Annotated in this window: 27 protein-coding genes; 14 read left to right on the forward strand and 13 right to left on the reverse strand. The window is 56.0% G+C overall.

All coding sequences use genetic code 11. The annotated features are described in order from the left end of the window. Nucleotides 1–5: 5 nt before the first annotated feature. From AC2FMY_RS00500 to AC2FMY_RS00520, 5 genes are all read right to left on the reverse strand, one after another. The gene (locus tag AC2FMY_RS00500; RefSeq protein WP_496748593.1) at nucleotides 6–722 is read right to left on the reverse strand and encodes a transglycosylase SLT domain-containing protein; all 717 of its coding nucleotides are present in this window, start codon (nucleotides 720–722) and stop codon (nucleotides 6–8) included. Nucleotides 723–855: 133 nt separating this feature from the next. After that, nucleotides 856–2,355: an L-piperidine-6-carboxylate dehydrogenase gene (amaB, locus tag AC2FMY_RS00505; protein WP_496806846.1), complete on the reverse strand. Its 1,500-nt coding sequence runs from the start codon at nucleotides 2,353–2,355 to the stop codon at nucleotides 856–858. An 18-nt stretch (nucleotides 2,356–2,373) separates the two neighbouring features. Continuing rightward, complete coding sequence (locus tag AC2FMY_RS00510) at nucleotides 2,374–3,480, reverse strand: saccharopine dehydrogenase family protein (protein ID WP_480751603.1); 1,107 nt, start codon at nucleotides 3,478–3,480, stop codon at nucleotides 2,374–2,376. A 114-nt stretch (nucleotides 3,481–3,594) separates the two neighbouring features. Continuing rightward, nucleotides 3,595–4,023, reverse strand: coding sequence for an Lrp/AsnC family transcriptional regulator (locus AC2FMY_RS00515; RefSeq protein WP_480751601.1), 429 nt, complete (start codon nucleotides 4,021–4,023; stop codon nucleotides 3,595–3,597). A 54-nt stretch (nucleotides 4,024–4,077) separates the two neighbouring features. Continuing rightward, nucleotides 4,078–5,397, reverse strand: a complete 1,320-nt coding sequence (locus tag AC2FMY_RS00520; RefSeq protein WP_496806886.1) for an MFS transporter — start codon at nucleotides 5,395–5,397, stop codon at nucleotides 4,078–4,080. 199 nt (nucleotides 5,398–5,596) lie between these two features. Between AC2FMY_RS00520 and AC2FMY_RS00525 the strand changes: the two genes are divergently transcribed. From AC2FMY_RS00525 to AC2FMY_RS00555, 7 genes are all read left to right on the forward strand, one after another. Next, nucleotides 5,597–6,211, forward strand: coding sequence for a ribonuclease D (locus tag AC2FMY_RS00525; protein ID WP_480751600.1), 615 nt, complete (start codon nucleotides 5,597–5,599; stop codon nucleotides 6,209–6,211). Continuing rightward, the gene (locus AC2FMY_RS00530) at nucleotides 6,208–7,176 is read left to right on the forward strand and encodes a KpsF/GutQ family sugar-phosphate isomerase (protein ID WP_480751598.1); all 969 of its coding nucleotides are present in this window, start codon (nucleotides 6,208–6,210) and stop codon (nucleotides 7,174–7,176) included. Before AC2FMY_RS00525 ends, AC2FMY_RS00530 begins: the two co-directional genes overlap by 4 nt. Before the next feature lie 9 nt (nucleotides 7,177–7,185). Beyond that, the gene (locus AC2FMY_RS00535; RefSeq protein WP_480751596.1) at nucleotides 7,186–7,785 is read left to right on the forward strand and encodes an LPS export ABC transporter periplasmic protein LptC; all 600 of its coding nucleotides are present in this window, start codon (nucleotides 7,186–7,188) and stop codon (nucleotides 7,783–7,785) included. A gap of 3 nt (nucleotides 7,786–7,788) precedes the next feature. Continuing rightward, complete coding sequence (locus AC2FMY_RS00540) at nucleotides 7,789–8,280, forward strand: LptA/OstA family protein (protein WP_480751595.1); 492 nt, start codon at nucleotides 7,789–7,791, stop codon at nucleotides 8,278–8,280. Continuing rightward, entirely contained in the window at nucleotides 8,280–9,038 is a 759-nt protein-coding gene (lptB, locus tag AC2FMY_RS00545; RefSeq protein WP_480751594.1) for an LPS export ABC transporter ATP-binding protein, read from the forward strand. The genes AC2FMY_RS00540 and lptB overlap by 1 nt, the downstream gene beginning before the upstream one ends. 252 nt (nucleotides 9,039–9,290) lie before the next feature. Then, nucleotides 9,291–9,854: a ribosome hibernation-promoting factor, HPF/YfiA family gene (gene hpf, locus AC2FMY_RS00550; RefSeq protein ID WP_480751593.1), complete on the forward strand. Its 564-nt coding sequence runs from the start codon at nucleotides 9,291–9,293 to the stop codon at nucleotides 9,852–9,854. A 61-nt stretch (nucleotides 9,855–9,915) separates the two neighbouring features. Further along, nucleotides 9,916–10,380, forward strand: coding sequence for a PTS sugar transporter subunit IIA (locus AC2FMY_RS00555; protein ID WP_480751592.1), 465 nt, complete (start codon nucleotides 9,916–9,918; stop codon nucleotides 10,378–10,380). Nucleotides 10,381–10,450: 70 nt separating this feature from the next. Here the strand turns inward: AC2FMY_RS00555 and AC2FMY_RS00560 are convergent, their stop codons facing one another. The 3 genes from AC2FMY_RS00560 to AC2FMY_RS00570 are packed head-to-tail and all read right to left on the reverse strand — an operon-like array spanning nucleotide 10,451 to nucleotide 14,019. Beyond that, nucleotides 10,451–11,950: a heme biosynthesis protein HemY gene (locus AC2FMY_RS00560; RefSeq protein ID WP_496748371.1), complete on the reverse strand. Its 1,500-nt coding sequence runs from the start codon at nucleotides 11,948–11,950 to the stop codon at nucleotides 10,451–10,453. A 10-nt stretch (nucleotides 11,951–11,960) separates the two neighbouring features. Then, nucleotides 11,961–13,253: a COG4223 family protein gene (locus tag AC2FMY_RS00565; RefSeq protein WP_496806847.1), complete on the reverse strand. Its 1,293-nt coding sequence runs from the start codon at nucleotides 13,251–13,253 to the stop codon at nucleotides 11,961–11,963. A gap of 52 nt (nucleotides 13,254–13,305) precedes the next feature. After that, a complete protein-coding gene (locus AC2FMY_RS00570) occupies nucleotides 13,306–14,019 on the reverse strand; it encodes a uroporphyrinogen-III synthase (RefSeq protein ID WP_496748704.1) in 714 nt (237 codons plus the stop codon). Between the two features lie 96 nt (nucleotides 14,020–14,115). Between AC2FMY_RS00570 and tsaD the strand changes: the two genes are divergently transcribed. The 4 genes from tsaD to AC2FMY_RS00590 are packed head-to-tail and all read left to right on the forward strand — an operon-like array spanning nucleotide 14,116 to nucleotide 16,865. Next, nucleotides 14,116–15,213: a tRNA (adenosine(37)-N6)-threonylcarbamoyltransferase complex transferase subunit TsaD gene (gene tsaD / locus AC2FMY_RS00575; RefSeq protein WP_496806887.1), complete on the forward strand. Its 1,098-nt coding sequence runs from the start codon at nucleotides 14,116–14,118 to the stop codon at nucleotides 15,211–15,213. Continuing rightward, entirely contained in the window at nucleotides 15,210–16,172 is a 963-nt protein-coding gene (locus AC2FMY_RS00580; RefSeq protein ID WP_496745217.1) for an NAD(P)H-dependent glycerol-3-phosphate dehydrogenase, read from the forward strand. The genes tsaD and AC2FMY_RS00580 overlap by 4 nt, the downstream gene beginning before the upstream one ends. A gap of 1 nt (nucleotide 16,173) precedes the next feature. Further along, nucleotides 16,174–16,443 (forward strand): YciI family protein, encoded by a 270-nt coding sequence (locus AC2FMY_RS00585; protein ID WP_480752200.1) that lies wholly within the window; start codon nucleotides 16,174–16,176, stop codon nucleotides 16,441–16,443. Then, complete coding sequence (locus AC2FMY_RS00590) at nucleotides 16,443–16,865, forward strand: EVE domain-containing protein (protein ID WP_496745215.1); 423 nt, start codon at nucleotides 16,443–16,445, stop codon at nucleotides 16,863–16,865. Before AC2FMY_RS00585 ends, AC2FMY_RS00590 begins: the two co-directional genes overlap by 1 nt. Before the next feature lie 300 nt (nucleotides 16,866–17,165). On the opposite strand, the gene ahcY is transcribed toward AC2FMY_RS00590, so the two are convergent. After that, a complete protein-coding gene (ahcY, locus tag AC2FMY_RS00595) occupies nucleotides 17,166–18,560 on the reverse strand; it encodes an adenosylhomocysteinase (RefSeq protein ID WP_496806848.1) in 1,395 nt (464 codons plus the stop codon). Between the two features lie 113 nt (nucleotides 18,561–18,673). Continuing rightward, a complete protein-coding gene (locus AC2FMY_RS00600) occupies nucleotides 18,674–18,988 on the reverse strand; it encodes a hypothetical protein (protein ID WP_480750012.1) in 315 nt (104 codons plus the stop codon). Between the two features lie 207 nt (nucleotides 18,989–19,195). On the opposite strand from AC2FMY_RS00600, the gene AC2FMY_RS00605 reads away from it, so the two are divergent. Continuing rightward, entirely contained in the window at nucleotides 19,196–19,789 is a 594-nt protein-coding gene (locus tag AC2FMY_RS00605; RefSeq protein WP_496745210.1) for an HD domain-containing protein, read from the forward strand. Between the two features lie 157 nt (nucleotides 19,790–19,946). On the opposite strand, the gene AC2FMY_RS00610 is transcribed toward AC2FMY_RS00605, so the two are convergent. The 3 genes from AC2FMY_RS00610 to AC2FMY_RS00620 all read right to left on the reverse strand — a co-directional run bounded on the left by AC2FMY_RS00610 (nucleotide 19,947) and on the right by AC2FMY_RS00620 (nucleotide 21,483). Next, on the reverse strand, nucleotides 19,947–20,219 hold the full coding sequence (locus AC2FMY_RS00610; RefSeq protein WP_496806849.1) for a hypothetical protein: 273 nt from the start codon (nucleotides 20,217–20,219) through the stop codon (nucleotides 19,947–19,949). Nucleotides 20,220–20,222: 3 nt separating this feature from the next. Next, on the reverse strand, nucleotides 20,223–20,777 hold the full coding sequence (locus AC2FMY_RS00615; protein WP_480750014.1) for an ActR/PrrA/RegA family redox response regulator transcription factor: 555 nt from the start codon (nucleotides 20,775–20,777) through the stop codon (nucleotides 20,223–20,225). An 85-nt stretch (nucleotides 20,778–20,862) separates the two neighbouring features. After that, on the reverse strand, nucleotides 20,863–21,483 hold the full coding sequence (locus AC2FMY_RS00620) for an SCO family protein (RefSeq protein WP_496745206.1): 621 nt from the start codon (nucleotides 21,481–21,483) through the stop codon (nucleotides 20,863–20,865). A gap of 89 nt (nucleotides 21,484–21,572) precedes the next feature. Between AC2FMY_RS00620 and regB the strand changes: the two genes are divergently transcribed. Together regB and AC2FMY_RS00630 are read left to right on the forward strand one after the other, a co-directional pair. Further along, nucleotides 21,573–22,970 carry a sensor histidine kinase RegB gene (gene regB / locus AC2FMY_RS00625; protein ID WP_480750016.1) on the forward strand — a complete coding sequence of 466 codons (1,398 nt, stop codon included), beginning with the start codon at nucleotides 21,573–21,575 and terminating at the stop codon, nucleotides 22,968–22,970. Nucleotides 22,971–23,040: 70 nt separating this feature from the next. Continuing rightward, entirely contained in the window at nucleotides 23,041–24,555 is a 1,515-nt protein-coding gene (locus AC2FMY_RS00630) for a PAS-domain containing protein (RefSeq protein WP_496745204.1), read from the forward strand. Nucleotides 24,556–24,560 lie beyond the last annotated feature (5 nt).

The raw sequence follows: 24,560 nt of genomic DNA on the forward strand, positions 1-24,560 counted from the left end.
GCAACCTAGTTAATTCGGATAAAGGCCTTTTGCCTGTCTGACACCGGCACCAACGACCCCATTGCGGTCGCGCCACCACCCGAACCGGGGATCACGAACAACGGGATGGCCATGCGGGTGAATGGGTCGGCATCTACTTTTGTTGGCTCCGGCTCAGGGGTGGCGTCCAAGGCGGCCAAGGTCGCTTCAAAGCGATTGGAATAGGCCGCAGCCAGCGATTCGGTTCTCGAGTGATATGCCCCGGCCGCCGCGCGCCACGAACCAAGCTCTGCACGCAAGTCCTTCAAGAAACGAGCTGCATATCTGGCGTTTTCCTGCGGATCGAACATGGCTTCAGCTGATCGAAACGCGTGCCCGTGCCAGCGATAATTGATCTGAAAACAACCGACATCGAAACTGCGCGCACCGGTTTTGACCGCCTTGGTAACGTACGCTTTGGCTTCAGCTTCGGTATCGAACCAGAACCCTCTACCTTCAAGGTTCACAGTCCAAGGCCAAGGCGTCCGCCGGCCATTTCGCGTTCTTCCGGTTTCGACCCGCGTGATGGCACGAAGCACATCAAGCGGGACACCTTCTGTCATCGCGGCTCGCTGCGCCGCCAAATCGCAGATTGCGGTGAATCGTTCATCGGTTGCCGCCTTTCCGAACGCCGCCCCGAAGATCATCCCAACCGAGGCAAACAACAAAGTCGTAAGCGGACGTAAAGCGATTTCATATGGCATTCTGCCGATTCCAAGAACTCTCAAGATCCCCGGAAGGCTAGTCAACTATCTGTTGACAGACAGTTATCACGAACAAAAAAGAAAATCCGCACCGACGGCTTGTCGGGGCGGATCGTTTCGAGTTAGGCGATGATCAGATGTCGAATTTAACGCCCTGTGCCAGCGGCAACTCCGCGGAATAGTTCACCGTGTTGGTCTGTCGACGCATGTAGGATTTCCAAGCATCCGAGCCACTTTCACGACCGCCGCCGGTTTCTTTCTCGCCACCGAAAGCGCCACCGATCTCGGCACCGGAAGGACCTATATTGACGTTGGCGATACCGCAATCAGAGCCCGCCGCCGACAGAAATTGCTCCGCCTCGCGCATGTTCAGAGTGAATACGCAAGATGACAAGCCCTGGGGCACGCCGTTCTGGATCTCTAGCGCCTCTGCGAAATCTTCATACCCCAGCACATAAAGGATCGGCGCAAAGGTCTCTGTTTTGACTGTTTCGGTCTGACCCGGCATCTCGACAATCGCCGGTTCCACATAGACGCCGCCTGCGGGAACACCTTTGGTCACGCGGGATCCACCGAACACGGTACCCCCTTCTGCCTTGGCCGCGTCAAGTGCCGTGGCCATCGCCTTGGCTGAGGCCTCATCGACAAGTGGGCCGACCAGAGTACCTTCGTCCAACGGATTGCCGATGGGCAAGCCAGCATAGGCTTTTTTCAACCGAACCACCAAGTCTTCTTTGATCGAATCATGCACGATCAGGCGGCGCAAGCTGGTGCAACGTTGCCCGGCGGTCCCGACGGCCGAGAACACGATCGCACGTACCGCCATCTCAAGATCCGCCGATGGGCCGACAATCATGGCGTTGTTGCCGCCCAATTCCAGAATACACTTGCCAAATCGGGCCGCCACGATGGGCGCCACAGCACGACCCATGCGAGTAGAACCGGTCGCCGAAATGATTGGTACGTCCTCCGATTCGACCAGTATTTTTCCAAGTTCGACCCCACCGATCAGAGTTTGTAGCAATCCTTCTGGGGCGTCTCCGAACCGAGCCACCGCTCGCTCGAAAATCTTCTGGCAGGCCAACGCGGTCAGCGGCGTTTTCTCGGACGGCTTCCAGATCACCGGATTGCCACATACGATCGCCAACGCCGCGTTCCACGACCAGACCGCGACAGGAAAGTTAAATGCCGAAATCACACCAACGGGACCCGCCGGATGCCAGGTTTCCATCATCCGGTGACCAGGGCGTTCGCTGGCAATTGTCAGCCCATACAATTGGCGCGACAATCCTACCGCAAAATCGCAGATGTCGATCATCTCCTGTACTTCACCCAGACCTTCGGACGTGATCTTGCCTGCTTCCCAACTGACCAGCGCACCCAGGTCTTCCTTGGCGGCGCGCAGCTCTTCTCCCAAAAGTCGAATCAACTCACCCCGGCGAGGCGCAGGTACGGTTCGCCACGTTTTGAACGCAGCTTTTGCCCTGCCGATCACGGCACCCATCTCCGCCGCCGGCATCTCGTGCACTTCAGCCAGAAGGCTGCTGTCGATCGGAGACGTCACTTTCAGCGTTCCTCCGGTGAGCTCGGCGGTGCTTAGCCCCAGTTTCGAAAGAATGGTTTCTGCGGTCATGACAATGTCTTTCATTTCTCAGGCTGCCTTGTTCTGTTGCGTTGCGTCCCCCGCCCGATAGAGGCGGCCAAATTCGGTATTCATGAAGTCGGAAAGCAGCACTTGTTCTTGCCGGACAAAGCCCTGACCGAGCAACTCACCGGTGCGCATCAGGTCAACCACTCCCAACACACCCGAGGCGGTGGTGACTTGAATTGCGCTCCAGATTTGGCCATCGATCATCCGCGAGTAGGACTTGTTGATGTAGGACTTTTCGCGCAGCTGTCCGTCTATCGTGCCCTTGGCGGTACAATAGACCAGGACCACATCCTGATCAGTACGTGGGAGAGCGGACTCAAAAATTTCTTTCATCAGATCCCGCCTGCGCTCCAGCCCCAGATCGTTTAGAAGCAATTTGAGGATGTCACGATGCCCCGGATACCGGATCGAACGATAGGAAACGGAGCGCGCCTTACCGTCAAGCGTTTCCGGCAAGGTTCCAAGCCCTCCGGACGTGTTGAAGCACTCGTATTCGACACCATCAAGACCAAGCAGTTCATAGTCTTCCAGCGGCGCAGTCTTGACCCGCATTCCGTTCACAATGGCATCACAGGGATTGCAGTACTCGTTGATCAGCCCGTCGGTGGACCAGGTCAGATTGTATTTGAGCGCATTGGTCGGATAGAGAGGCAAGGCTCCGACGCGCATATGCAGAGTGTCGATGCTATCGAACTCAGCTGCCAGGGCCGCCCCGGCGATTCCAACAAATCCGGGCGCCAATCCGCATTGCGGCATGAACGCGGTTTTACTGTCCACGGCCAGTTCCCGCACGGCGTTGGTGGCCGCTACATCTTCGGTCAAATCGAAATAATGCGCGCCCGCCTTTTTTGCGGCCTTGGCAATCACTTGCGTCAGGAAAAATGGCGCTGCCGAGATGACGGCGTTAAAGCCCTTGAGGCCTTCGGCCAAACCCACCTCGTCCCTGGCATCAATCTGTTTTGTGGCGACGCCCATCTTTTTCAGCACCGACAAGGCAACCAGATCGTGATCAGCCACGGTGACGGTGTAGTTGGGCGAGGTTTTGAGTAACGTCGCGATCATCTGGCCGATCTTTCCGGCCCCGACTACGCAAATATTCCAGCGCATGGCACATCTCCTTCTTTGTCAGAAAGTGTGACCTATTCGCTGTCCGATCTGTAGAGTGCGGATTGACGAAACGACTCATGTTTTCGTCGTTATGACGTAGATTCTGACGATATGTCAGCCTCGGTCAATTCGCCGTCCGAAGACGACGCTTGTATTGGTGCGAAGGACACCCGGAATTTCCGCAAGCTCGTCCACCAGAACATCCAGATCCTCGATCCTGGGAGCCTCGGCCGACAGAAGCAGATCGAATTCACCATTGATCGACAGGCACAACTTAACCTCAGGATAAGCCTCCAGCCGTTTGATGATCCTGGACGTCTCTTTTTGCTGAACCTCCAACAGAACCACGACCTGAACCGTGCTTTCGTCCTGCGGTTCGCGCAGAACCACGGAATATCCTGCGATCTCACCCCTCTTTTCCATTCGAGAGATGCGCTCGTGGACGGTCGTTCGGGCAACGCCCAGTTTGGCCGCAATCTTGGTAGTCGATTCCCTCGCGTTGTACTGCAGGGCAGAAATTATTCGGCGGTCCAGCTGATCCATTCAGGCTCCCACGGCGTCTTGTCGTTCAGAGTTAGACAATCTCTATCCCTGGCCTCAAGGCTGTTTAGGATATCTTGGATGAAATTCATCGATTATCACAGCATGACTGTGCGGGGTCCCGCTCGCCAGATGAGGATGATCCGGTGGCAACTCGGGATGGTTATGCGGAATCGGCGCCATGCCGTTGCGTGGCCAAAGAGAAAAAGCCATTGTCACGCCAACCACAGATGCCAAAGTCAAAAACGTAGTGACAACGCTCAATCCATAAACGGTCATCAACCAGCCTGACAGCGGATAAAAGATCAGCCAACAGGCATGAGAAAGAGTAAACTGTGCCGCAAAGACGGCGGGGCGGTCCACCGCATGAGCAGAGCGTGTGAGCAAACGACCTGATGGCGTGAGGGTCACCGAATACCCAAACCCTACAAATGTCCAAAGCAAGGAAAGAACAGGCAGGCTTAGCGGAGACAGCATGGACCAAACAGACGTTACTCCCATGGCCCCTGTTGCAATGGTTGCGCCCGTCAGCATGACGCCGCGGTCCTCTAAGCGATCCAGAACGCGGGGCAAAATCAGAGCTGCGACCATAGACCCGCCGCCAAACCCCGCCAGTGCAAGGGCGACTGCATTTTCCGGCATTCCTAAGCCAGATCTGACAATCACAACCGTATTCACGATTACCATCGAACTCAACGACGCAGCCACCCAATTCAAAGCCAGCAACCCCCGCAGCCTAGGGGTTTTCAGATAAATCCGAACACCTCGCGTTGTCCGGTCAAATATACCGCGGCGCGCCGTCGGCTTCGGCGTCGGCAGAACCACCGATACAACCAGCAAGGCGGATGAGGCAAAGCCGATCCCCGTCCCCCAGAACAGATTGTCGAAGCTCACTAGCGTCAGCAATACGGCGGCTAGCATCGGGCTAACCAGACTTTCCATGTCAACCGCCAACCGCGACAACGACAGGGCGCGCGTATAATCGCGCTCATCCGTCAACACATCGGGAATAGTGGCTTGAAACGCCGGTGTGAATCCGGCCGAAGCGGATTGCAGAGCGAATATGAGGACATAAACCTGCCAGATTTCGGTGACGAAAGGCAGGCAGATCGCGACGGCGGCGCGCACCAGATCCAATGCCACAAGCATGCGTCGGCGATCGACTCGTTCAGCAAATGCCGCGGCAATCGGGGCAACCACGACATAGGCAATCATTTTGATGGTCAACGCCGTTCCCAGAACCAGGCCAGCTGCTTTTCCGGCAAGGTCATACGCCAGCAATCCCAACGCCACGGTGGCCAGACCGGTTCCGGTCAGCGCCACGATCTGAGCAGCAAACAGGTGACGATACACTCGATTTTTCAGGATATTCAGCACACCTGCCTCCAGACGAGAAAACCTCTGCACCATTCCTAGTCCCAGATTATGGCTCCGAAAACACAATTCGCGGGTGGGATTTTGGCGTGTCTTCTCTGGTCGCGTCGATTGTTCCGCATGAAGACTCCCGCGCTGCCCCAGTTGAGTTTGCTCGACAAACCGCCTATCTCGGGTCCAGTACGGCACAAAGGACTTTCGCGTGGCTAATCACCTTTACAAAAACGATCTTCCAGATGGTGTGAATTTGGGCCCAATCGTGGCCATCGACTGCGAAACCATGGGGTTGAATCCACACCGCGACCGGCTGTGCGTGATCCAGATGTCCGGTGGAGATGGCGACAGCCACATTGTTCAGATTGAAAAGGGTCAGACCGAAGCACCCAACCTTTGCGCCATGCTGGAAGATCCCGATGTTCTCAAACTGTTCCACTTCGGCCGCTTCGACATCGCCGCTATGTACCACGCTTTTGGCACGTTGGCGGCACCTGTCTATTGCACCAAGATTGCCAGCCGCCTAGTCCGGACCTACACTGACCGCCACGGCCTCAAGAACTTGTGCCAAGAACTGATCGGCGTAGATATTTCGAAACAGCAGCAGATGAGCGATTGGGGCGCGGAAACGCTGACCGACGCGCAACTGGAATATGCAGCCTCCGACGTACTGTACCTGCACCGCTTGCGTGAAGAACTTAACCAGCGCCTGCATCGCGAAGGTCGATCTGAGATTGCCAAAGCCTGTTTCGATTTTCTGCCCATGCGCGCCAAGCTGGATCTCGCGGGTTGGCCCGAAACGGATATATTTGCTCACTCATGACCAACCCTGACGCATTTCTGAGCACTGCCCGACAAGTGGTCACCGACGAAGCCAAGGCGCTAGAGGTGCTGGCCGACAGCTTTGACGACCAATTCGTCGAGGCGGTCGAACTGATCCTCAATGCCCGCGGCCGTATCATTGTCAGCGGCATTGGAAAATCCGGTCATATCGGCCACAAGATCGCCGCGACGCTCGCAAGCACCGGAACGCCCGCCTATTTTGTGCACCCGGCAGAAGCCAGCCACGGCGACCTAGGCATGCTGTCCGAGGGCGATGTCGTTCTGGCAATCTCGAACTCGGGCGAGGCACCGGAACTGGCCAACTTGCTAGCCTTTACACGCCGATTCCGAATCCCATTGATCGGTTTGTCCAGCAAGCCCGAAAGCACGTTGATGAAACAAGCCGATGTGCACCTGCTGATCCCGTCGATGGGCGAGGCCTGCGGTTTTGGCATGGTGCCTTCGATCTCGACTACACTGACGTTAGCCATGGGCGATGCGCTGGCCATCGCGCTTATGAAATACCGAAACTTCCAGCCGGAAAATTTCCGCGATTTCCATCCGGGCGGCAAGCTGGGTGCCCGTCTCAGCAAGGTTTGTGACCTGATGCACTCAGGAGGCGCCCTGCCATTGGTTTCCCTGGACACCCCAATGAGCGAAGCGCTGATCGAGATCAGCCAGAAAGCTTTTGGCGTGGCCGGTGTTCAAAACACCAGCGGGGACCTGGTTGGCATCATCACCGACGGCGATCTTCGCCGACACATGGACGGATTGCTGAGCCAAACCGCTCAAAACGTCATGACTGCCAACCCAACGACGATAGCGCCCCAAGCCATGGCCGAAGAGGCGGTTGCAGTTATGAATCAACACAAAATTACCTCGCTCTTCGTTGTTGAGGAAGAGGGGCCGACCAAACCGCTGGGTCTTCTTCATATTCACGACTGTCTTCGCGTGGGTTTGGGATAGGAGAAAGAAGTGGACAGCTATTCCCGCAAGGTGCAGTTCTTCAAGGTACTGCTGCCGCTTGCGGCAATTGCTTTGCTTTCTACCGTTTTCCTGCTGTCGCGCAGTATCGACACCAATGTTTCGACCCCATTTTCCGGGCGCGAGATGGATGAACGGTTAAGCGGTCAGCAGGTCACGCGCCCGTTTTTTTCGGGTGTGACTGAAAAGGGAGAAGAAATTCTTGTGTCGGCAAGCGCTGCTCGACCTAGCTCTGACGACAAGCCTGCCGAAGCCCAAAATCTGCGCGCGCGATATCGGCTGGTGAATGGAAACGAACTGACTTTGACCGCTGAACTCGGTACTTTGCGTCCAGATCAGGGCAGCGCCACGTTTTCCGGAAACGTAATTATCACAACTTCAGATGGTCTTAGAGTCTCTACGGAACAGCTGAACACATCATTGGACGAGATCCGTGGAAACTCTCCGGCAGAAATCGCCGGCGCTGGACCAATCGGGGAATTCACCGCCGGCGCCATGAATTTCGGGGCTGAAAAAAAGGAAGCGCCCCTCCATATTCTTTTTACAGACGGGGTCCAACTGATATATGACCCTCAAAAACCGGAAAGATAACCCGTGAATGTTTTTCGTGCACTGACCCTTTGTTTTGCTCTGATCTTTGGGGCAGTTCCCGTATTCGCGCAAGGGGCCAATGTCGCATTCGGGTCGGTCAAGGCTGACCCGTCGCTGCCAGTTGAAGTCACTTCAGACACCTTGGATGTCAATCAGGAAGACGGATCGGCGGAATTCAAGGGTAATGTCTTTATCAGGCAAGGTGAGATGCGGCTGTCCGCACAGCAAGTCCTTGTGATATACAATCAGGAAAAGTCAGGTATTGAGCGGCTTGAAGCTATAGGTGATGTGGTTCTGGTAAGCGGTCCGGATGCAGCACAGGCGCAGCGCGCTGACTATTCCATCGATACCGGAGTCATCGTGATGAGTGGCGACGTGCTGTTGACACAGGGTGAAAACGCGCTGACATCCAGCAAGATGACAGTGAACCTCAAGACCGGAACAGCTCAGATGGTTGGCCGGGTCAAAACCATCCTGAACACAGGCAACAATTGATGAATCGCCCAAACCTTACAGTTGCCGAAGGTTCTTCCGGGCTGAAGATCGACAAGCTACGGAAATCTTATCGCAAGAAGACAGTTATCCGAAACGTCTCGATGACGCTTGATCGGTCCGAAGTTGTTGCCCTGCTTGGCCCGAACGGATCAGGTAAGACTACAACGTTCTATGCTGTGGCAGGCCTGGTTTTTCCCGAAGGGGGTACAGTGACCATCGACGGTCAGAATGCGACGACGCTGCCAATGTACCGGCGGGCCCGGATGGGGATAGGGTATCTTCCTCAGGAAATGTCGATCTTTCGTGGCATGAGTGTCGAGGACAACATAGCCGCGGTTCTGGATATCACCGTCAAGCACAGCCATAAGCGCAAGGAGCGTCTTGAGGAATTGCTTTCGGATTTCTCGATAGAGCATTTGCGACGTGCCCCCGCCTTGGCGCTTTCAGGCGGTGAACGTCGCCGCGTCGAGATTGCGCGCTGCCTGGCCGCAGACCCCAAGTACTTGCTCCTTGACGAGCCCTTTGCTGGCGTGGATCCGATCAGCGTCGGCGACATCCGCCACCTTGTTTCGGACCTGAAAAAGCGGGGAATTGGCGTTTTGATAACCGACCACAACGTGCGAGAAACGCTGGAAATCGTGGATCGCGCCTATATCCTGCATGACGGTCAAGTTCTGATGTCCGGCACACCCACCGAAGTGGTCGAAAACGAGAATGTTCGCCGGGTCTATCTGGGTGAAAACTTCCGGATTTCCTGACCGGCGACTGTTCGTCGCTGGGCGCATGGCGGATTTCTTGAAAGAACACGTCTGTTTTGATTGACTCTCCGCGCGTCTCTTGCCTCAATTGACTCATGACAATTCTTCGGTTCCAGTCTGGATCTCGATGTCCCTTCGCTGAAGGGTATGATGGTAGACTATCCTTGGAAATGTCTTTACCCCACACCCGATAAAAACAGGCACGCCGACTTGTGTGGCGTCAGAACGGGTGCGAATTGTGAAGGAGATCACATGCGTTATCAAATCAGCGGTAAACAGATCGACATCGGTGAGGCATTGCAGACCCACGTGCAGACCGAACTGGGCGAAGTCGTGGGCAAGTATGCCCAAAGACCGACAGACGCCAACGTCGTCTTTTCCCGTTCAGCGCATGAATATGTGTGCGAGACAACTGTACACCTATCAACTGGGCTGACGGCGCAGGCCAAGGCGCACGCCACCGAAATCTATGCGGCATTCGAAGGATGCTGCGATAAAATGGAAACGCAGCTACGCCGCTACAAGCGCCGCCTAAAGGATCACCACCGCGACCGCGCCGAGCCGGTTGAACTTTTTGGAGCATCATCCTATATCCTCGCGTCGAACGACTCGGGCAATTCTGAGGAACCGGAGTCGCTTCAGCCGATAATTGTGGCGGAAATGGAAACCAAGATCCCGTCGTTGAGTGTAGGCGAGGCTGTAATGCAGATGGAACTCGCGGGGGCCCCGGTTTTGGTGTTCCGGAACGAAAACAAGGACGGACTGAACGTCGTGTATCGCCGTGATGACGGCAATATCGGCTGGATCGACCCGTAATAGGCAAGACAACAGAGATGTGCCATCGGATATCCGGTGGCACATCCATGGAGCAAAATCGATGGAGCTTTCGAGCATCCTTTCACCCAAAGCGGTCCGGGTTCTGTCAGCCGCTTCCAGCAAAAAGCGCCTGTTTCAGGAAATAGGAGACGTAGCGGCTTTGGCACTTGGGCTGGACGCTCAGACTGTCGTCGAATCTCTGCTCGAAAGGGAAAGCCTGGGGCCGACCGGAGTCGGGCATGGTGTTGCTCTACCCCATGCTCGGCTGGAAGGCCTGGAAAAGGTCGCAGGCGTATTCGTCATGCTTGAAAAGCCGATTGATTTTGGCGCAGTCGACAGACAACCGGTCGACCTTGCCTTTTCACTCTTTGCGCCGGAAGAGGCCGGTGTTGAACACCTAAAAGCGCTGGCGCTGGTCTCGCGTACGCTCAGAGACGCTTCGGTTTGCACGAAACTCCGGTCAAATCCTGATCCGGTCAAGCTCTATACCATCCTGACCGAACCTCATTCGGTTCAGGCGGCCTAAAGCCGCGAACACGAGAAACCCAAAAAAAAGAACTCTAGCAAAACCGGGGCTGTCCACAAATGACGACACCTCATGTTTTGCCGTTGGTATCCATCAATTCAACATCAGCATCGATGATCCGGGGCGGAGTGGCCTGTTCGCCCGAGTTTTCCTCAAGTTCCTCTTCATGGACGTCTTTTTCGCTCTGGTCTTCCAGGGCTCCGATGATCAGTGGCAGCATGTGTACACCTGTCGCCGAGGCAATCTCAGGGGTGTCGGGCGTTTGCCAGCTTAGCGTATCGAAACTGTTGCAGTTCTTGCAGACAGGTCTCCATTCCACGTGAATGTCGTGACAGTTCTCGCAAACCCAGTGAGGACCACGCGGCGCATTCAATGCCTTTGCGAGCCAACCCTGCACAATCGCGTCCGACGCTCCCTCACCCCGTTCGATCGCAGCCATCAGGGTATAGGCCCGTGCATCCGCTTGTTTTTCCACAACATCGCCCAGCGCACGGCGAGCTTCGGGAAAATCCTCGGCCACAATGTTAAGCTCCGCCTGAATCAGGCGGGTCTCAGGGTTATCCGGGTGAATGCGAGTCAGTGCCGAAAACCGCTTGACCCGTTCAGTCGGAGATTCGTCGGGTTCGATTTCGGCAAACGCGTGGGCCAGATCCGGGTGCGGCCGGACCTCCCACGCCTTCTTCAGGATCTTGGCCGCGTTGCGTGGCTTGCCTTTGGCGATGTGCGCGCGCGCCGCCATCGCGGCCGCAGGCACCAGATCGGGGGACAAGCGATTTGCCTCGATCGCGCGTTCCTGTTGCTCGATAGCGGCAGTCTCGTCCAGCAGCCCTTTGGCTTCGGACAGCGCCAGCACAGCATCCCTTCTCTTGTAGACGTCGCGCGGCAACGTTCCTGATTTCAGCTTTGCCGTTAGGGTCGACCGCGCCCCGGCCCAGTCCTGCGCCTTGGTCTGAAGCTTAAGCAGCACATCCTGCGTTTCCTCGTGCCGCGGTTTCAGGGCCAACGCCTTTTCCGCAAGCTTGCGCGCGGTATCATCATCGCCCTCAGCCAACTTTTGCTTCATTATCCCGCGCACACCGACAAACCGGGTCGATTGCTCTGTCACCAGCTTCTTGTACGTTTCCGAAGCTCTTTTGGTATCCCCGGTCATCTCGGCGGCTTGGGCTACTAACAGATTTGTCAGTTCCGGCTTTTTCAACAGCTTTTCTGCTTTTGTGGCCTTGGACATCGCAATACGCCCTTCCCCTGAAGCCAAAGCCATCAGTCCCTCTGACAGGGCCTGATAACCGCGCCGTTCCCGGCCCCGGTCAAAATAGCGCGACAAGGCGGTTTCATCTCCGTTGAGGAACTTCAGCGTAGCGATCAACAGGCTTAGCAGCTTGAAGAACAGCCAAACGGCCGCGACCAAAATCACAAGCCCTATAGCGGACTGCAGCGGCCCCAACGTATATTCGGTGCCCGCAACGGTGATCTGAACACCGCCGCTAGCCTCCATAAGAAAGGCGGCACCCATCGCCAGAAGGCCGATGATGGCGACAAAAACCAGTATCTTAAGCAATGACCAAAACATGGCGGGCCTTTCAGTTCGAATTCACGCTTTGCACAAGCGCATCTGCGGCGGATACGGCGTCTTGGCGGGTTCGCGCGCGTTCAACCCACGCCGCCATTGCAGGTTGCGCGGCCTCTGGCAGAGTGCCGATCTCTTCCAATGCCTTGCCCAGGTCACCAGCTGTCAAGTCGGCTTCTGCGCGTGACAAGATAGCATCCGGATCAGTGCCATCCCGAGGAGTGACAGACCTGGCGCCAGTCTGTCGTTCGAGAAATGCAAGAATCCCGGAACCTTTTTCGGTTTCACGGATGTCCGCCAATGCATTGCGAGCCGCCGACGGAAAGCCATTCCGTAAGCTTGCCATTGTTGCAACACCTTCGGCCGCAGGGCCAACCAAGGATTGAGGAACCTCTACGCCACCGTTCTTGAGTTGGGAAACTTGAATCTCAAACGCGGCACCAGAATCCAGCTGACTGCGTAGACCTGATGCAGCCGCGCGGTTGGCCGCCGCCAATGCCTCAGCCGAAGCTTTCACCTCCAGTGCTTTGGCCTGATTCACCATCTTTTCGATCTCGGCCCGCTGTACTGAAAGGGAGTCGCGTAGCTTATCCAATTCTGTCAGATACGCATCTGGAACCTCTCGCGTATCTCCATTTTGTACTGGGCGTTTTTCCAGATCAGCTATGCGGGATTCGAGCGGGGAAAGTACCGAACTCAAAGATTCAATCTGAGTTTTCAAGACGTCCAATTCCGAAACCACCGGTGCTATTTGCCCAGACAGTCCGGACACCTGTTCGGAAAGAGTCGACAGGTCAGCCGCTTCGCTGCCGTCCATCTGCTTTCCAAGCGAGTCGAACAACTGGGCGTGTTGCTCGACCTTCGCCTCAATTGTCGAAATGGTTTGATCGATTTCGCCCTCTGTCGAGCTGAACAATCCGGTTTGGCCGACAAAAAAACCAATAGCTGCTGCAACCGCGCCCCCAAGCGCCGTAGGCCAGAACCCATTTTGCCTTTTTTCCTCTGGAAATTGCGTTCTTTCTGCAAAAACAGTCGAAGGCTTAGCTTCGGCTTCGGCTTCGGCTTCGGCTTCGGCTTCGGCTTCGGCTTCGGCTTCGGCTTCGGCTTCGGCTTCGGCTTCGGCTTCGGCTTCGGCTTCGGCTTCGGCTTCGGCTTCGGCTTCGAAGGTCAAATCTTCCGAGGCTGTAGCATCGTCAACGGTGTTTTCAGTCGCACCTGCCGAAAAGTGCGAACTCTGGTCGTCGGTTGCGTCATCTGTTGCAGGGATCGCGTCGTGGTCTTCATCAGTCTTCTTTTTGCCGGCCACCGTCAGCTCCCCCTTGATTCTCAAATACTTAAAACCCACAGACCAATGCAGGTTAATCCGCGTTCCGAGCGCTCTCAACCCGCATACGATCACTCACAAGTTTTTTAATCGCGGCGCGCATTCCTTCGGCGTTTGGATTCTTGCTAATAACCAGGCCCAGAATATTCAACGATTCCATTGGCTTCGCGGCTGCTTCACTTATTGCCGCCGCCCATAGCGGGGCCGTGCCTTCCCAATGATCGGCAAAATGTCGCGCGGTTCTTGGGGAGAAGATCGGGGCCAGCACGGGTTGATCATCAACCATCGCCGCGCGTGCCGCATCAGAGAATCCAAGCTGTATTTGTCGGTAAACAACCTGCTCCTCCGTTGGCAATCCGGAATTGGAAAGAGTTACGGCGACATCGCCGAGACCGTGTTCGCCTCTCAAATGCAACAGTGGTCCTTTGGGTCGGCGGGAAACCAGGTCCGCGATCAACTCTTCTGCCGTTTCGCCGGCCATAATTGCCTGCCACCCTTCTTTGTTTGCGGCGTCAGTTGTCGCCGGGCCCACGCAGAAAGCCGGACATTGTCGGTCACCTGACAACCGCGCCGTAGCGGCGACACCGTTTGAAGATGTGAAGATGACACCTGCGAAACGGCCAAGGTCAATATCCTGGCCATGTGGTTGGATATCGATAAGCGGAGAAATAATGACGTCTACATCCGCCGACAAAACCGGAAGCAGTTGCGCTGCAAACTTTTCAGAGGCGGCGCGGGGGCGGGTCATCAACAGGCGTATGGGCAAAGCGATCAGTCACGGGATTGTTTGAATGCGCCCGGGGTGATACCCCGGCTTTCGATCATGATGCAACGGTTCGGGTCGATGGCGCAAACTTTAACGATACTTGGGCTGGAAAGCAGCTGCGACGATACTGCAGCGGCCGTCGTGCGTCACACCGAGGGAGAACCTGCGCAAATCCTGTCTTCAGTCGTTTATGGCCAGACCGAATTGCATAGCGCCTTTGGCGGCGTTGTGCCTGAAATTGCAGCTCGGGCACATGCAGAGAAACTGGATGTTTGCGTCCGTCAAGCCCTGGAGGATGCTGGTCTATTTCTAACAGATATGGATGCAATCGCGGTGACTGCCGGACCGGGGCTGATCGGTGGCGTCATGTCAGGAGTGATGTGCGCCAAGGGCCTGAGCGCTGCTACCGGCCTGCCGCTGATCGGAGTAAACCATTTGGCCGGACATGCGCTTACGCCGCGCCTGACCAATGGAGTGGACTATCCTTATTTGATGCTTCTGGCGTCCGGAGGACATTGCCAATATCTGATCGCGCACAACCCGGACAGGTTCACCCGTCTGGGTGGCACGATCGACGACGCGCCGGGCGAGGCCTTTGACAAAACCGCCCGTCTGCTGGGACTGCCGCAACCCGGTGGGCCTTCGGTCGAGGCCCAGGCTAAAACGGGAGATCCCAAGCGTTTCCGCTTTCCCCGCCCCCTGCTTGATCACCCGGATTGCAACCTGTCCTTTTCCGGCCTCAAGACTGCCCTGATGCGGATGCGCGATCAGATCGTTGGAGAAAAAGGCGGGTTGACCCGGCAAGACCGCGCCGACCTGTGTCGGGGTTTTCAAGATGCTGTTGTCGACACATTGGCCGAAAAGACACGACGTGCCTTGGCCCTGTATCTGAAAGAAGGCCCGGCGGATCCCGTTGTCGCTGTGGCAGGGGGTGTTGCAGCGAACTGCGCGATTCGCGCTGCGTTAGAGACCGTTTGCCTAGAGCATAGTGCCCGTTTTATCGCTCCACCCCTGCATCTTTGCACTGACAACGCCGCCATGATTGCTTATGCCGGGATGGAGCGATTTCGGGCAGGTGTGTGCGACGATCTTAGTTTGACCGCCCGCCCGCGATGGCCCTTGGATCAATCCAGCCCTGCCTTGCTGGGCAGCGGCAAAAAGGGGGCCAAGGCATGAGTATTGCTGTGCTGGGTTCGGGGGCGTTTGGAACAGCGCTTGCGATATCGCTTTCCGGTAATGGTCGGGTAACCCTGTGGTCCCGTTCGGAAGAACAGGCGGATTTGATGCGAAAATCCCGCGAAAACGCCCTCCGCCTTCCCGGGGTGTCGTTACCCGACACGCTGAACATCACCTCGGATCTTTCCGAAGCGGCGGCCAATAAAACCCTGTTGTTGGCGATCCCCATGCAAAGACTGCGTCAGGCGCTGACCGACCATGCCGAATGTCTTTCCAGTCACCTGTTGGTTGCGTGCTGCAAGGGAATCGAACTGAACACCGGTGTGGGTCCGCTTTCGGTCATTACCCAGACGTTACCCAACGCCCGCCCCGCCCTGTTGACCGGCCCAAGCTTTGCCCGTGACATAGCAAAGGGCCTGCCAACCGCGCTGACACTGGCCTGTGTGGATGCGGATTTGGGAGCAACACTGCAATCCGAACTCACAACCTCGAATCTGCGGCTGTATCGCACGACGGATACGGTCGGCGCGGAGCTCGGCGGTGCATTAAAGAACGTTATGGCGATCGGTTGCGGCGCCTGCATCGGAGAAGGCATGGGAGAAAGCGCGCGCGCAGCTCTTTTGACACGCGGCTTTGCCGAGATGCAGCGGTTCGCCAGCCTGAAAGGCGCCCGTCCCGAAACTCTCATGGGGTTGTCCGGTCTGGGCGATTTGGTGCTGACCTGCTCTTCGGAACAATCCCGCAACTATCGGTTCGGCCTGGCCCTTGGCCGCCACGAAACATTCGACAGCGCAACAACGGTCGAAGGCGTCGCAACCGCCCGCGCCGTGGCGCAGCTTGCAAGCGAACAAGGCCTCGACATGCCTATCAGCACGGCCGTAGCCGAACTAAGCGGCGGTGAATACAGCGTCGCCGAAGCCATTCGATATCTACTCAACCGACCCCTCAAGGAGGAATGACATGCTGATTGCCCTGATTGCCCGGGACAAGGATGGTTCCCTGCAAACCCGGCTTGACAATCGCGCCGCCCATCTGGCCTATATCGAAGAGACCGGTGTGGTGTCGCAGGCCGGTCCCTTGCTGAACGGTGACCAAATGGTCGGTTCGCTGATCGTTCTGGATGTCGAAGATTTGGCCGAAGCCCAAAGCTGGGCCGACAACGATCCTTATGCCAAAGCCGGGCTGTTCCAATCCGTCGAATTGATACCGTGGAAAAAGGTGATCGGCTGATGGCCTATTGGTTGTTCAAATCCGAACCCTCGACCTGGAGCTGGAATCAACAATTCGCAAAGGGCGAGGCGGGCGAAGAATGGGACGGCGTGCGCAACTATCAGGCCCGCAATTTCATGCGCGAGATGAAGTTGGGCGACCGGGGCTTCTTCTATCACTCACAAACCGAAAAAGCGGTGGTCGGCATTGTCGAGGTTTGCGCCGAGGTTCATCCGGATAGCAAGGCCGGCGATCCACGCTGGGAATGCGTCGACATCAAGGCGGTACGTCCGTTTGAAGCCGCGGTTACGCTGGATCAGATCAAGGCAGATGAGGCTTTGTCGGATATGATGCTGGTAAAAAACTCACGACTGTCCGTGCAACCTGTAACCGAAGCGGAATGGCGACGGGTCTGTGCGTTAGGGCAGACGATGCCGGATTGACGCACTTCGCTGATGGCACGGATCGACTGGTAGCACGAACTTAATTTTCGCCCGAACAGCGCTACTCGAGAATTTGGGAAGGTCCTGACGCATCAGAACCTTCCCCACCCCGCGTGCTCCCATTTCACCACACGCGTTTTGAAAACTCTGGTCCTGACCGTCCTGGTCTTAGTTCACTTCATAGCCGATCCAGTGCCACTTGGGCAAACCTTAAGTATCTAAAATATAATCCAAATTCTCCAATAAACGCGAAACGCCGCCGAAATGCTCCGGCGGCACTCAAAGTCGATTTCTGTCGGATCAATAGCGGTAGTGGTCTGGTTTGAACGGGCCTTCCGGCTTGACCCCGATATAGTCCGCCTGATCGGCGCGCAGTTGGGTCAGCTTGACACCAATCCGATCCAGATGCAGACGCGCAACCTTCTCATCCAAGTGCTTGGGCAGAATATAGACCTGGTTGTTATAATCCTCGCCTCCGGTCCAGAGCTCGATCTGGGCCAGAACCTGGTTAGTGAACGAGGCCGACATCACAAACGACGGATGGCCGGTTGCGTTTCCAAGGTTCAGCAGGCGGCCTTCGGACAGCAGGATGATGCGATTGCCCGAAGGCATCTCGATCATGTCCACCTGTTCCTTGATGTTGGTCCACTTGTGGTTTTTCAAGTTCGCAACCTGAATTTCGTTGTCGAAGTGACCAATGTTTCCGACGATGGCCATGTCTTTCATCTCGCGCATATGCTCGATGCGGATCACGTCCTTATTGCCTGTCGTCGTAACGAAAATATCGGCAGATGCAACTTCGTCTTCCAGCAGAGTCACCTCGAAACCGTCCATCGCCGCTTGAAGCGCGCAGATCGGGTCAACCTCGGTCACTTTCACCCGGGCACCAGCTCCGCGCAGCGAGGCGGCAGAGCCTTTTCCAACGTCGCCATACCCGCAGACGACGGCAACCTTGCCCGCCATCATTGTGTCGGTGGCGCGGCGGATACCGTCGACCAGCGATTCCTTGCAGCCGTACTTGTTGTCGAACTTCGACTTGGTCACGCTGTCATTAACGTTGATCGCCGGGAACGGCAGATGGCCTTTTTCCATCATCTTGTACAGGCGATGCACGCCGGTAGTGGTCTCTTCGGACACGCCCTTGATCATATGGCGTTGCTTGACGAACCAGCCCGGACTTTCTGCCAAACGCTTCTTGATCTGCGCGAACAGCGCGACTTCTTCTTCCGATTGCGGATTTTCGATCAGGTCGGTCTCACCTTCCTCGACCCGTGCACCCATCAGAATGTACAGCGTCGCATCGCCGCCATCGTCAAGGATCATGTTTGCGCCGCCCTCGGGGAACTGGAATATCTGGTCGGCATAATCCCAGTATTCCTCGAGCGTTTCGCCCTTGACGGCGAACACCGGCGTTCCACTTGCAGCGATCGCAGCAGCAGCATGGTCTTGTGTCGAGAAAATGTTGCATGATGCCCAGCGCACATCCGCGCCCAGCGCAACCAGCGTCTCGATCAGAACGGCAGTCTGAATGGTCATATGTAGCGATCCGGCAATACGGGCGCCTTTCAATGGCTGGCTTTCACCGTATTCTGCCCGCAAGGCCATCAGCCCCGGCATTTCTGTTTCGGCGATATCCAGTTCTTTGCGGCCATATTCGGCCAACGAAATATCCTTAACGATATAGTCTGCGGGCATCGGTTGCTCCATTCCGACAAAGCTCATCCGCGCATCGCATAACATCCACCGGCGGGCATGGCAACTTTGTCAACCTGACAACCGATCTATCCCACAGTGTTCTTGTATCCAATTCAGCTTGGTGTGCCCTGAGCCTCGATTTTTGGAATGGCTTCGAAGAAATCCGTGCCTGCGGCGACAACACAGGCAATCCCGTTGGCCTGAGTCAAAAGCACGGTATATGTGCCTGTTTCCTTCGAAGACCAGACTTCCATGACGGATTGCGCACCACTGGTCTTTTGCAATCCGCCAAATGTCAATTCTTCAGCGAATTTTTCTTTCAGGTTGGCAACAATGGTATCCCGCATCGCACAACTGGCGGCAAAGGCGGGTGGCGCGGTTGCTGCCATGCCGAATGCAAGGGTAAGGCCCAACAAGCGCTTGAACATGACGTTCTCCTTTCGATACACGTTTCGATCTGAGGAGGACGCGCCGGGAGGAATGCACGCCCCCCTCTGCACTTGATATCGTGATCCACGCGCGCCGGTTCAAAGCACGTCCCTTCAAGAAGGTGTTGGCAGCATGTGATCAGGATGAAATACAGGCTACGCTGCAATTGTGGCATCACCACGGCAAGGCAAAAGGGGCATGGCAGAATGGCAACACAACCCAGAGCGTGGCAAAGAATGCTGTCGGGCCGCCGCCTGGATCTGTTGGACCCGACGCCAGTCGATATCGAGATCGAGGATATCGCCCACGGCCTCGCCTTCGTTGCACGCTGGAATGGTCAGACGGATGGCGATTTCGCCTATTCCGTGGCCGAACATTCGCTGCTGGTCGAGGAGCTTTTTGGCCGCATCGCACCGAAGGCTCCGGTCAAATGGCGCTTGGCCGCGCTGCTGCACGACGCCCCAGAATACGTGATCGGCGACATGATCTCGCCTGTTAAATCCGCCGTTGGGCCGGATTATGGTGATCTCGACGATCGCCTCGCCGCAGCCATTCACATCCGGTTCGGCTTGCCCGCCGTCATCCCCGCAACGATCAAGAAACAGATCAAACGCGCCGACAAAATCAGCGCCTGGATGGAGGCAACCCAGATCGCCGGCTTTTCCGAGACCGAGGCGACGAAGTTTTTTGGGCGACCAGATAAAGCCGTGATGGAAGGGTTGGAAATCAAGTTAAGACCACCGATTGAAGTACGGGAGGCGTATACCGATCGGCATGCGGAGTTGTTGGGAAAACTCTAGTCGCTTGGTTTATGAAAAGCGTTTGCGGATAATTCTGCTGCCTGAGTTACCTAGATGAACTTCCAAGCACGTCGATAATAAGCGAACAATCATCACGATTGGAAATGGGATTGCAGGGCAAACTCGAGTAGTCATCTTTTGACAGCTCAACTCCATCTCATATGACAAAAAACTCATCGTCTTCGTCACCGATTTCATTGAACACTATTCGGAAAAGCCATTCGCTTTGGCCTGTTTCAAACTCTTGCGCCAAGTAGCGGACGTTACCGCAATCTCTCGTCAGCAAGGCGGTCTGGCAATCGCCTTCAACGCAATGACCAACTGTTCGCGGATACTGAGCAAAGGTTGGATTTCCCGCATCAATACATGCCGCGCGTACTTGGAAAACTGATCCGACCAATACCACAGTAAATAGAAGCGGAAGTTTCAACTCTCACCGAGGGCTACGCTTCGCCAAAATTCTCTGCAGCGTCCGGCGGTGCATGTTCAGGCGGCGGGCGGTTTCGCTGACGTTCCGGTCGCACAGTTCGTAAACCCGCTGAATATGCTCCCACCGCACACGGTCCGCGCTCATTGGGTTTTCCGGCGGCGGCGGCAACTCGTCGCCCTTGGCAAGCAGCGCGTTGGTGATGTCGGTCGCATCGGCCGGTTTCGACAGATAATCCGTGGCACCGATCTTGACGGCCGCGACGGCGGTCGCGATGGCGCCGTATCCGGTCAGCACCACGACCCGGCAATCCGGGCGCTTTTCTCTCAGCACTTCAACGACATCCAGACCATTGCCATCCTCCAGCCGCAGGTCAACGACGGCAAATGCGGGCGGCCGAGCAGTTGCGATGGCGCGGCCTGCCGCAACCGACGCCGCGGTTTCAATTTCAAACCCGCGCTTCTCCATTGCTTTGGCCAAACGCCGCAGAAACGGTTCGTCATCATCTACCAGCAAAAGCGACTTGTCGGGTCCGATTTCAAGCTGGGAAGTGTCGGCCATGCTCTTTCTTTCTGCGATTATTCGGTCTTTGCCCTATCGGCGAGTATTACCAGCCCCTCGGCAAAGGTCAAACGCCCTATCGCACTTACATGTTACCCAGAAAACAGCCGATCTTGTCGGCCATCTGCTCAGGAGTCTCATCGCGCTTGAAGAACTCGACAAAACCGTGCTCGGGTAAAACCAGGTAAGAGAAGGTCGAATGATCGACGAGATAGTATTCGTCGCTCTTGTCATGCGCCTTGTAATAGGTCTTGTAAGCCTTACTGGCTGCCTTGACCTGTTCCGGCGAACCCGTCAGGCCGATCATCCGCTCGTGCAGATTCAGGGCAAAATCGCCGACCACCTCTGGTGTGTCCCGGTCCGGGTCGATCGATATGAAGACCGGCGTCACTATTTGGCCGCGCTCTGAAAGAATGTCGACAGCCTCGGCGTTACGTGAGGTATCAAGCGGGCAGACGTCCGGGCAAAACGTATAGCCGAAATACAAAAGCGACGGTCCGGTTAACACATCCTTATCGGTCACGGTTTCGCCCTTGGCGTTGACCAGTTCGAACGGGCCGCCGATCGAACCTGCACCCCCGGCAATCTGGCTGGAGCGGCACTGAGCAAATTGATCATCCGATCCGCGCCCAAGCGTCAAAACCCAAGTGGCGCCCAGGACGACAAGTAAAATAGCGGCGGCAATGATGGCATAAAAACGGGTCATGGAGCGGTACCTGAGGTATGGGTTGTTGATCGTCTTGCGGCAGACACCTATCAAGGTATTCAGCCGTTGCAACAGGACATAATCAACCGATGCCGAATTCCAATATGAGCCTTTGGCGCGGACAAGAGCGCAGCAGCTGGATTCGCCTGCGAACGCTTATTCTGTTGCGCTGGGTGGCTATCGCCGGTCAGATCATCGCAATCACCGTCGCACAGCGGTTCTATGACCTCCAACTGGAACTGGGGCTTTGTTATTTTGCCATCGGAATCTCGGTCATGGGCAACCTGGTCGCGATTTTTCTGTTTCCCGAGAACAAACGGCTGTCAGAGTTCGAGAACTTTCTGATGGTATTGTTCGACCTGCTGCAACTGGCATTCCTTTTGTATCTCACGGGAGGTCTGCACAACCCGTTTGCATTGTTGTTGCTGGGTCCGGTGACCATTTCGGCCAACGTGATGAGCTTGCGTTCGACCATGATCATTGGCGCGGTGGCGGTCATTCTAGTGACGCTTTTGGCTATTTTTCACCTGCCCCTCAGAACCGACATGGGCTTTATCCTGCGAATCCCCGACATATTCGTGTTCGGCAACTGGGCCGCCATCGTTATCGCGATCGTGTTTCTGGGAGGATACTCCTATCGGATCAGTTCCGAGGTTCAATCCATGTCCGAGGCACTGGCAGCGACCCACATGGCGCTGGCGCGGGAACAAAAGCTGACCGATCTCGGCGGTGTTGTTGCCGCTGCAGCACACGAATTGGGAACACCGCTGGCAACCATCAAACTGGCGAGCTCTGAACTTATCGAAGAACTTGATGACCGGCCAGAGCTGCGCGAAGACGCGGTTCTAATCCGCGAACAGGCGGACAGATGCCGGGATATCCTTCGCAACATGGGGCGAGCGGGAAAGGATGATCTGCATCTGCGTCAGGCGCCTTTGTCGACGGTGATCCACGAATCCGCCGAACCGCATGTGAACCGTGGAAAGATCGTACATTTTCACGAAGGCCCAAGTGCTGGTGGCGATGTGCAGCAACCCTCGATCCTGCGCAAGCCCGAGATCATTCATGGGCTTCGAAACCTGATCCAGAATGCGGTGGATTTTGCACGCAAGAATGTCTGGGTCGAAGCGGAATGGACCGACAATTGGATCATCATCAACATCATGGATGACGGACGCGGTTATCCGCACCACATGATAGGTCGAATCGGTGATCCTTTCGTGCGCAAGCGCCGCGCGGAATCCGACCACAAGGAGCGCCCGGAATATGAAGGCATGGGTCTGGGATTGTTCATCGCGAAAACATTGCTGGAACGCAGTGGTGCCGAACTGAAATTCGCCAACGGCGCTGATCCGTATCAAACTCTCACCGACTTGTCCGACCGCCGCGGCGCCATCGTTAAGGTTATCTGGCCGAGAAACCTGATCGATGCACAAACCGGAGATCACCCGGTTCCGTCCGGGCACAATCAGCAGATCCCGATTTGAGTTAACGAACCATTAACCATTCCTGCCCAAGGATCACTCATGGTCGTACGGAATTTCGCAGCATTCACTCATGGTTGATTGGCTCCTGCTGGCAGGGCTTTGCACTGTGACTTCGGTCCTTGCCGTCCTGTGGCTGGCACCGCGAAAGCGGTCCCGAAATATGGCCTATGGGCTTTTGTCGCCCGACATGCTGCACAATTCGGTTTTCCTCTTTGCGGGGAATGATCTGGTTACGCATTCCGACATTTCGCTGGCTGGGCACGAAGACGTCACGGACTGGGGTGGTCTGAGGCGATTGTTAAGACGCAATTTTCCCGCGTTTCCGGAAAGTCCCGAAGATGTCTGCGTCGCAGGTACGATCGTGGTTCCCGCAATCAACAGCATCTTGATGCAGGACGTTTTGTGCGAATGGATAGACGGGATCGTGCGCGTGCAAATCCGTGACCTGCCCGAGCAGCACGAAGGGCGCCAAGTGCAAGACAGCTCTAATACGCCTCTGCGGTTGACAATGGACAAGGCTCCCTATCCGGTCTGGCTGACAGATCACAAGAACACGGTAAGCTGGTGCAACACCGCCTATGTGTCGTTGGCCCGCAAGATTCGCGGCAAAGACACCGACCTGACCGCGCCTATGTTTCCAGACGCGGACGAGGATATGCAGCCCGGGAAGAAATACCGGTTCTCGCTGACGGCCGGTGATACCGAGAGAAAGCTGTGGTTCGACCTTTCGATCGTTCCCCATGACGAGGGAACTCTCTGTTATGCCGTCGATGTCAACGCAATCGTGGAGGCCGAGGTCGCCCAGCGCAAGTTCGTACAAACATTGGCAAAAACCTTTGCACAACTTTCGATCGGTTTAGCTATCTTTGATCGCAACCGGCAACTGGCCCTGTTTAATCCAGCTTTGGTTGATCTGACCTCGCTGCCTGCGGATTTTTTGAGCTGCCGGCCAAAAATCTCTACTTTCTTCGACCGCTTGAGAAATCAAAACATGATGCCGGAACCCAAGAATTATGGCGGGTGGCGAAAGCAAATGAACGATCTTCTCGAAGCGGCCACTGATGGCAGTTTTCAGGAAACTTGGTCCTTGCCTTCTGGGTCGGTCTATTGTGTCAGCGGCCGGCCACATCCCGACGGCGCTGTTGCGTTCCTGTTCGAAGACATCACCGCCGAGATAACCCTGACGCGACAGTTTCGTGCCGAACTGGAACTGGTCCAGGCGATATTCGACAAGCTTGCTGACGCAATCGCTGTATTCTCACCGGATGGGTCGTTAGCTTTTTCCAACTGCGCCTATTACCACCTTTGGGGTACCGAACCGGACGCAGGATTAATCCAACAGAGCGTCCAGGAAATAACCCGAACTTGGCAAGATCAGTGCCTTGCCACACCGGTCTGGGGAGAGATCCGCAACTTCGTCACCGACAGCGACAAGCGTGCCGAGTGGTCGGCGTGCGTCAGTCTGCGGGATGGAACGCCGGTGTCTTGCACGGTCAGCCCCATTCAGAATGGCGCGACCATTGTTCGGTTTGCTGTTATGGCGGACCCGCCTGACATATCTGTACCGGAGCAAGCCTGCACCTGAACCTG

The organism is Ruegeria sp. YKSE079 (assembly GCF_059612845.1).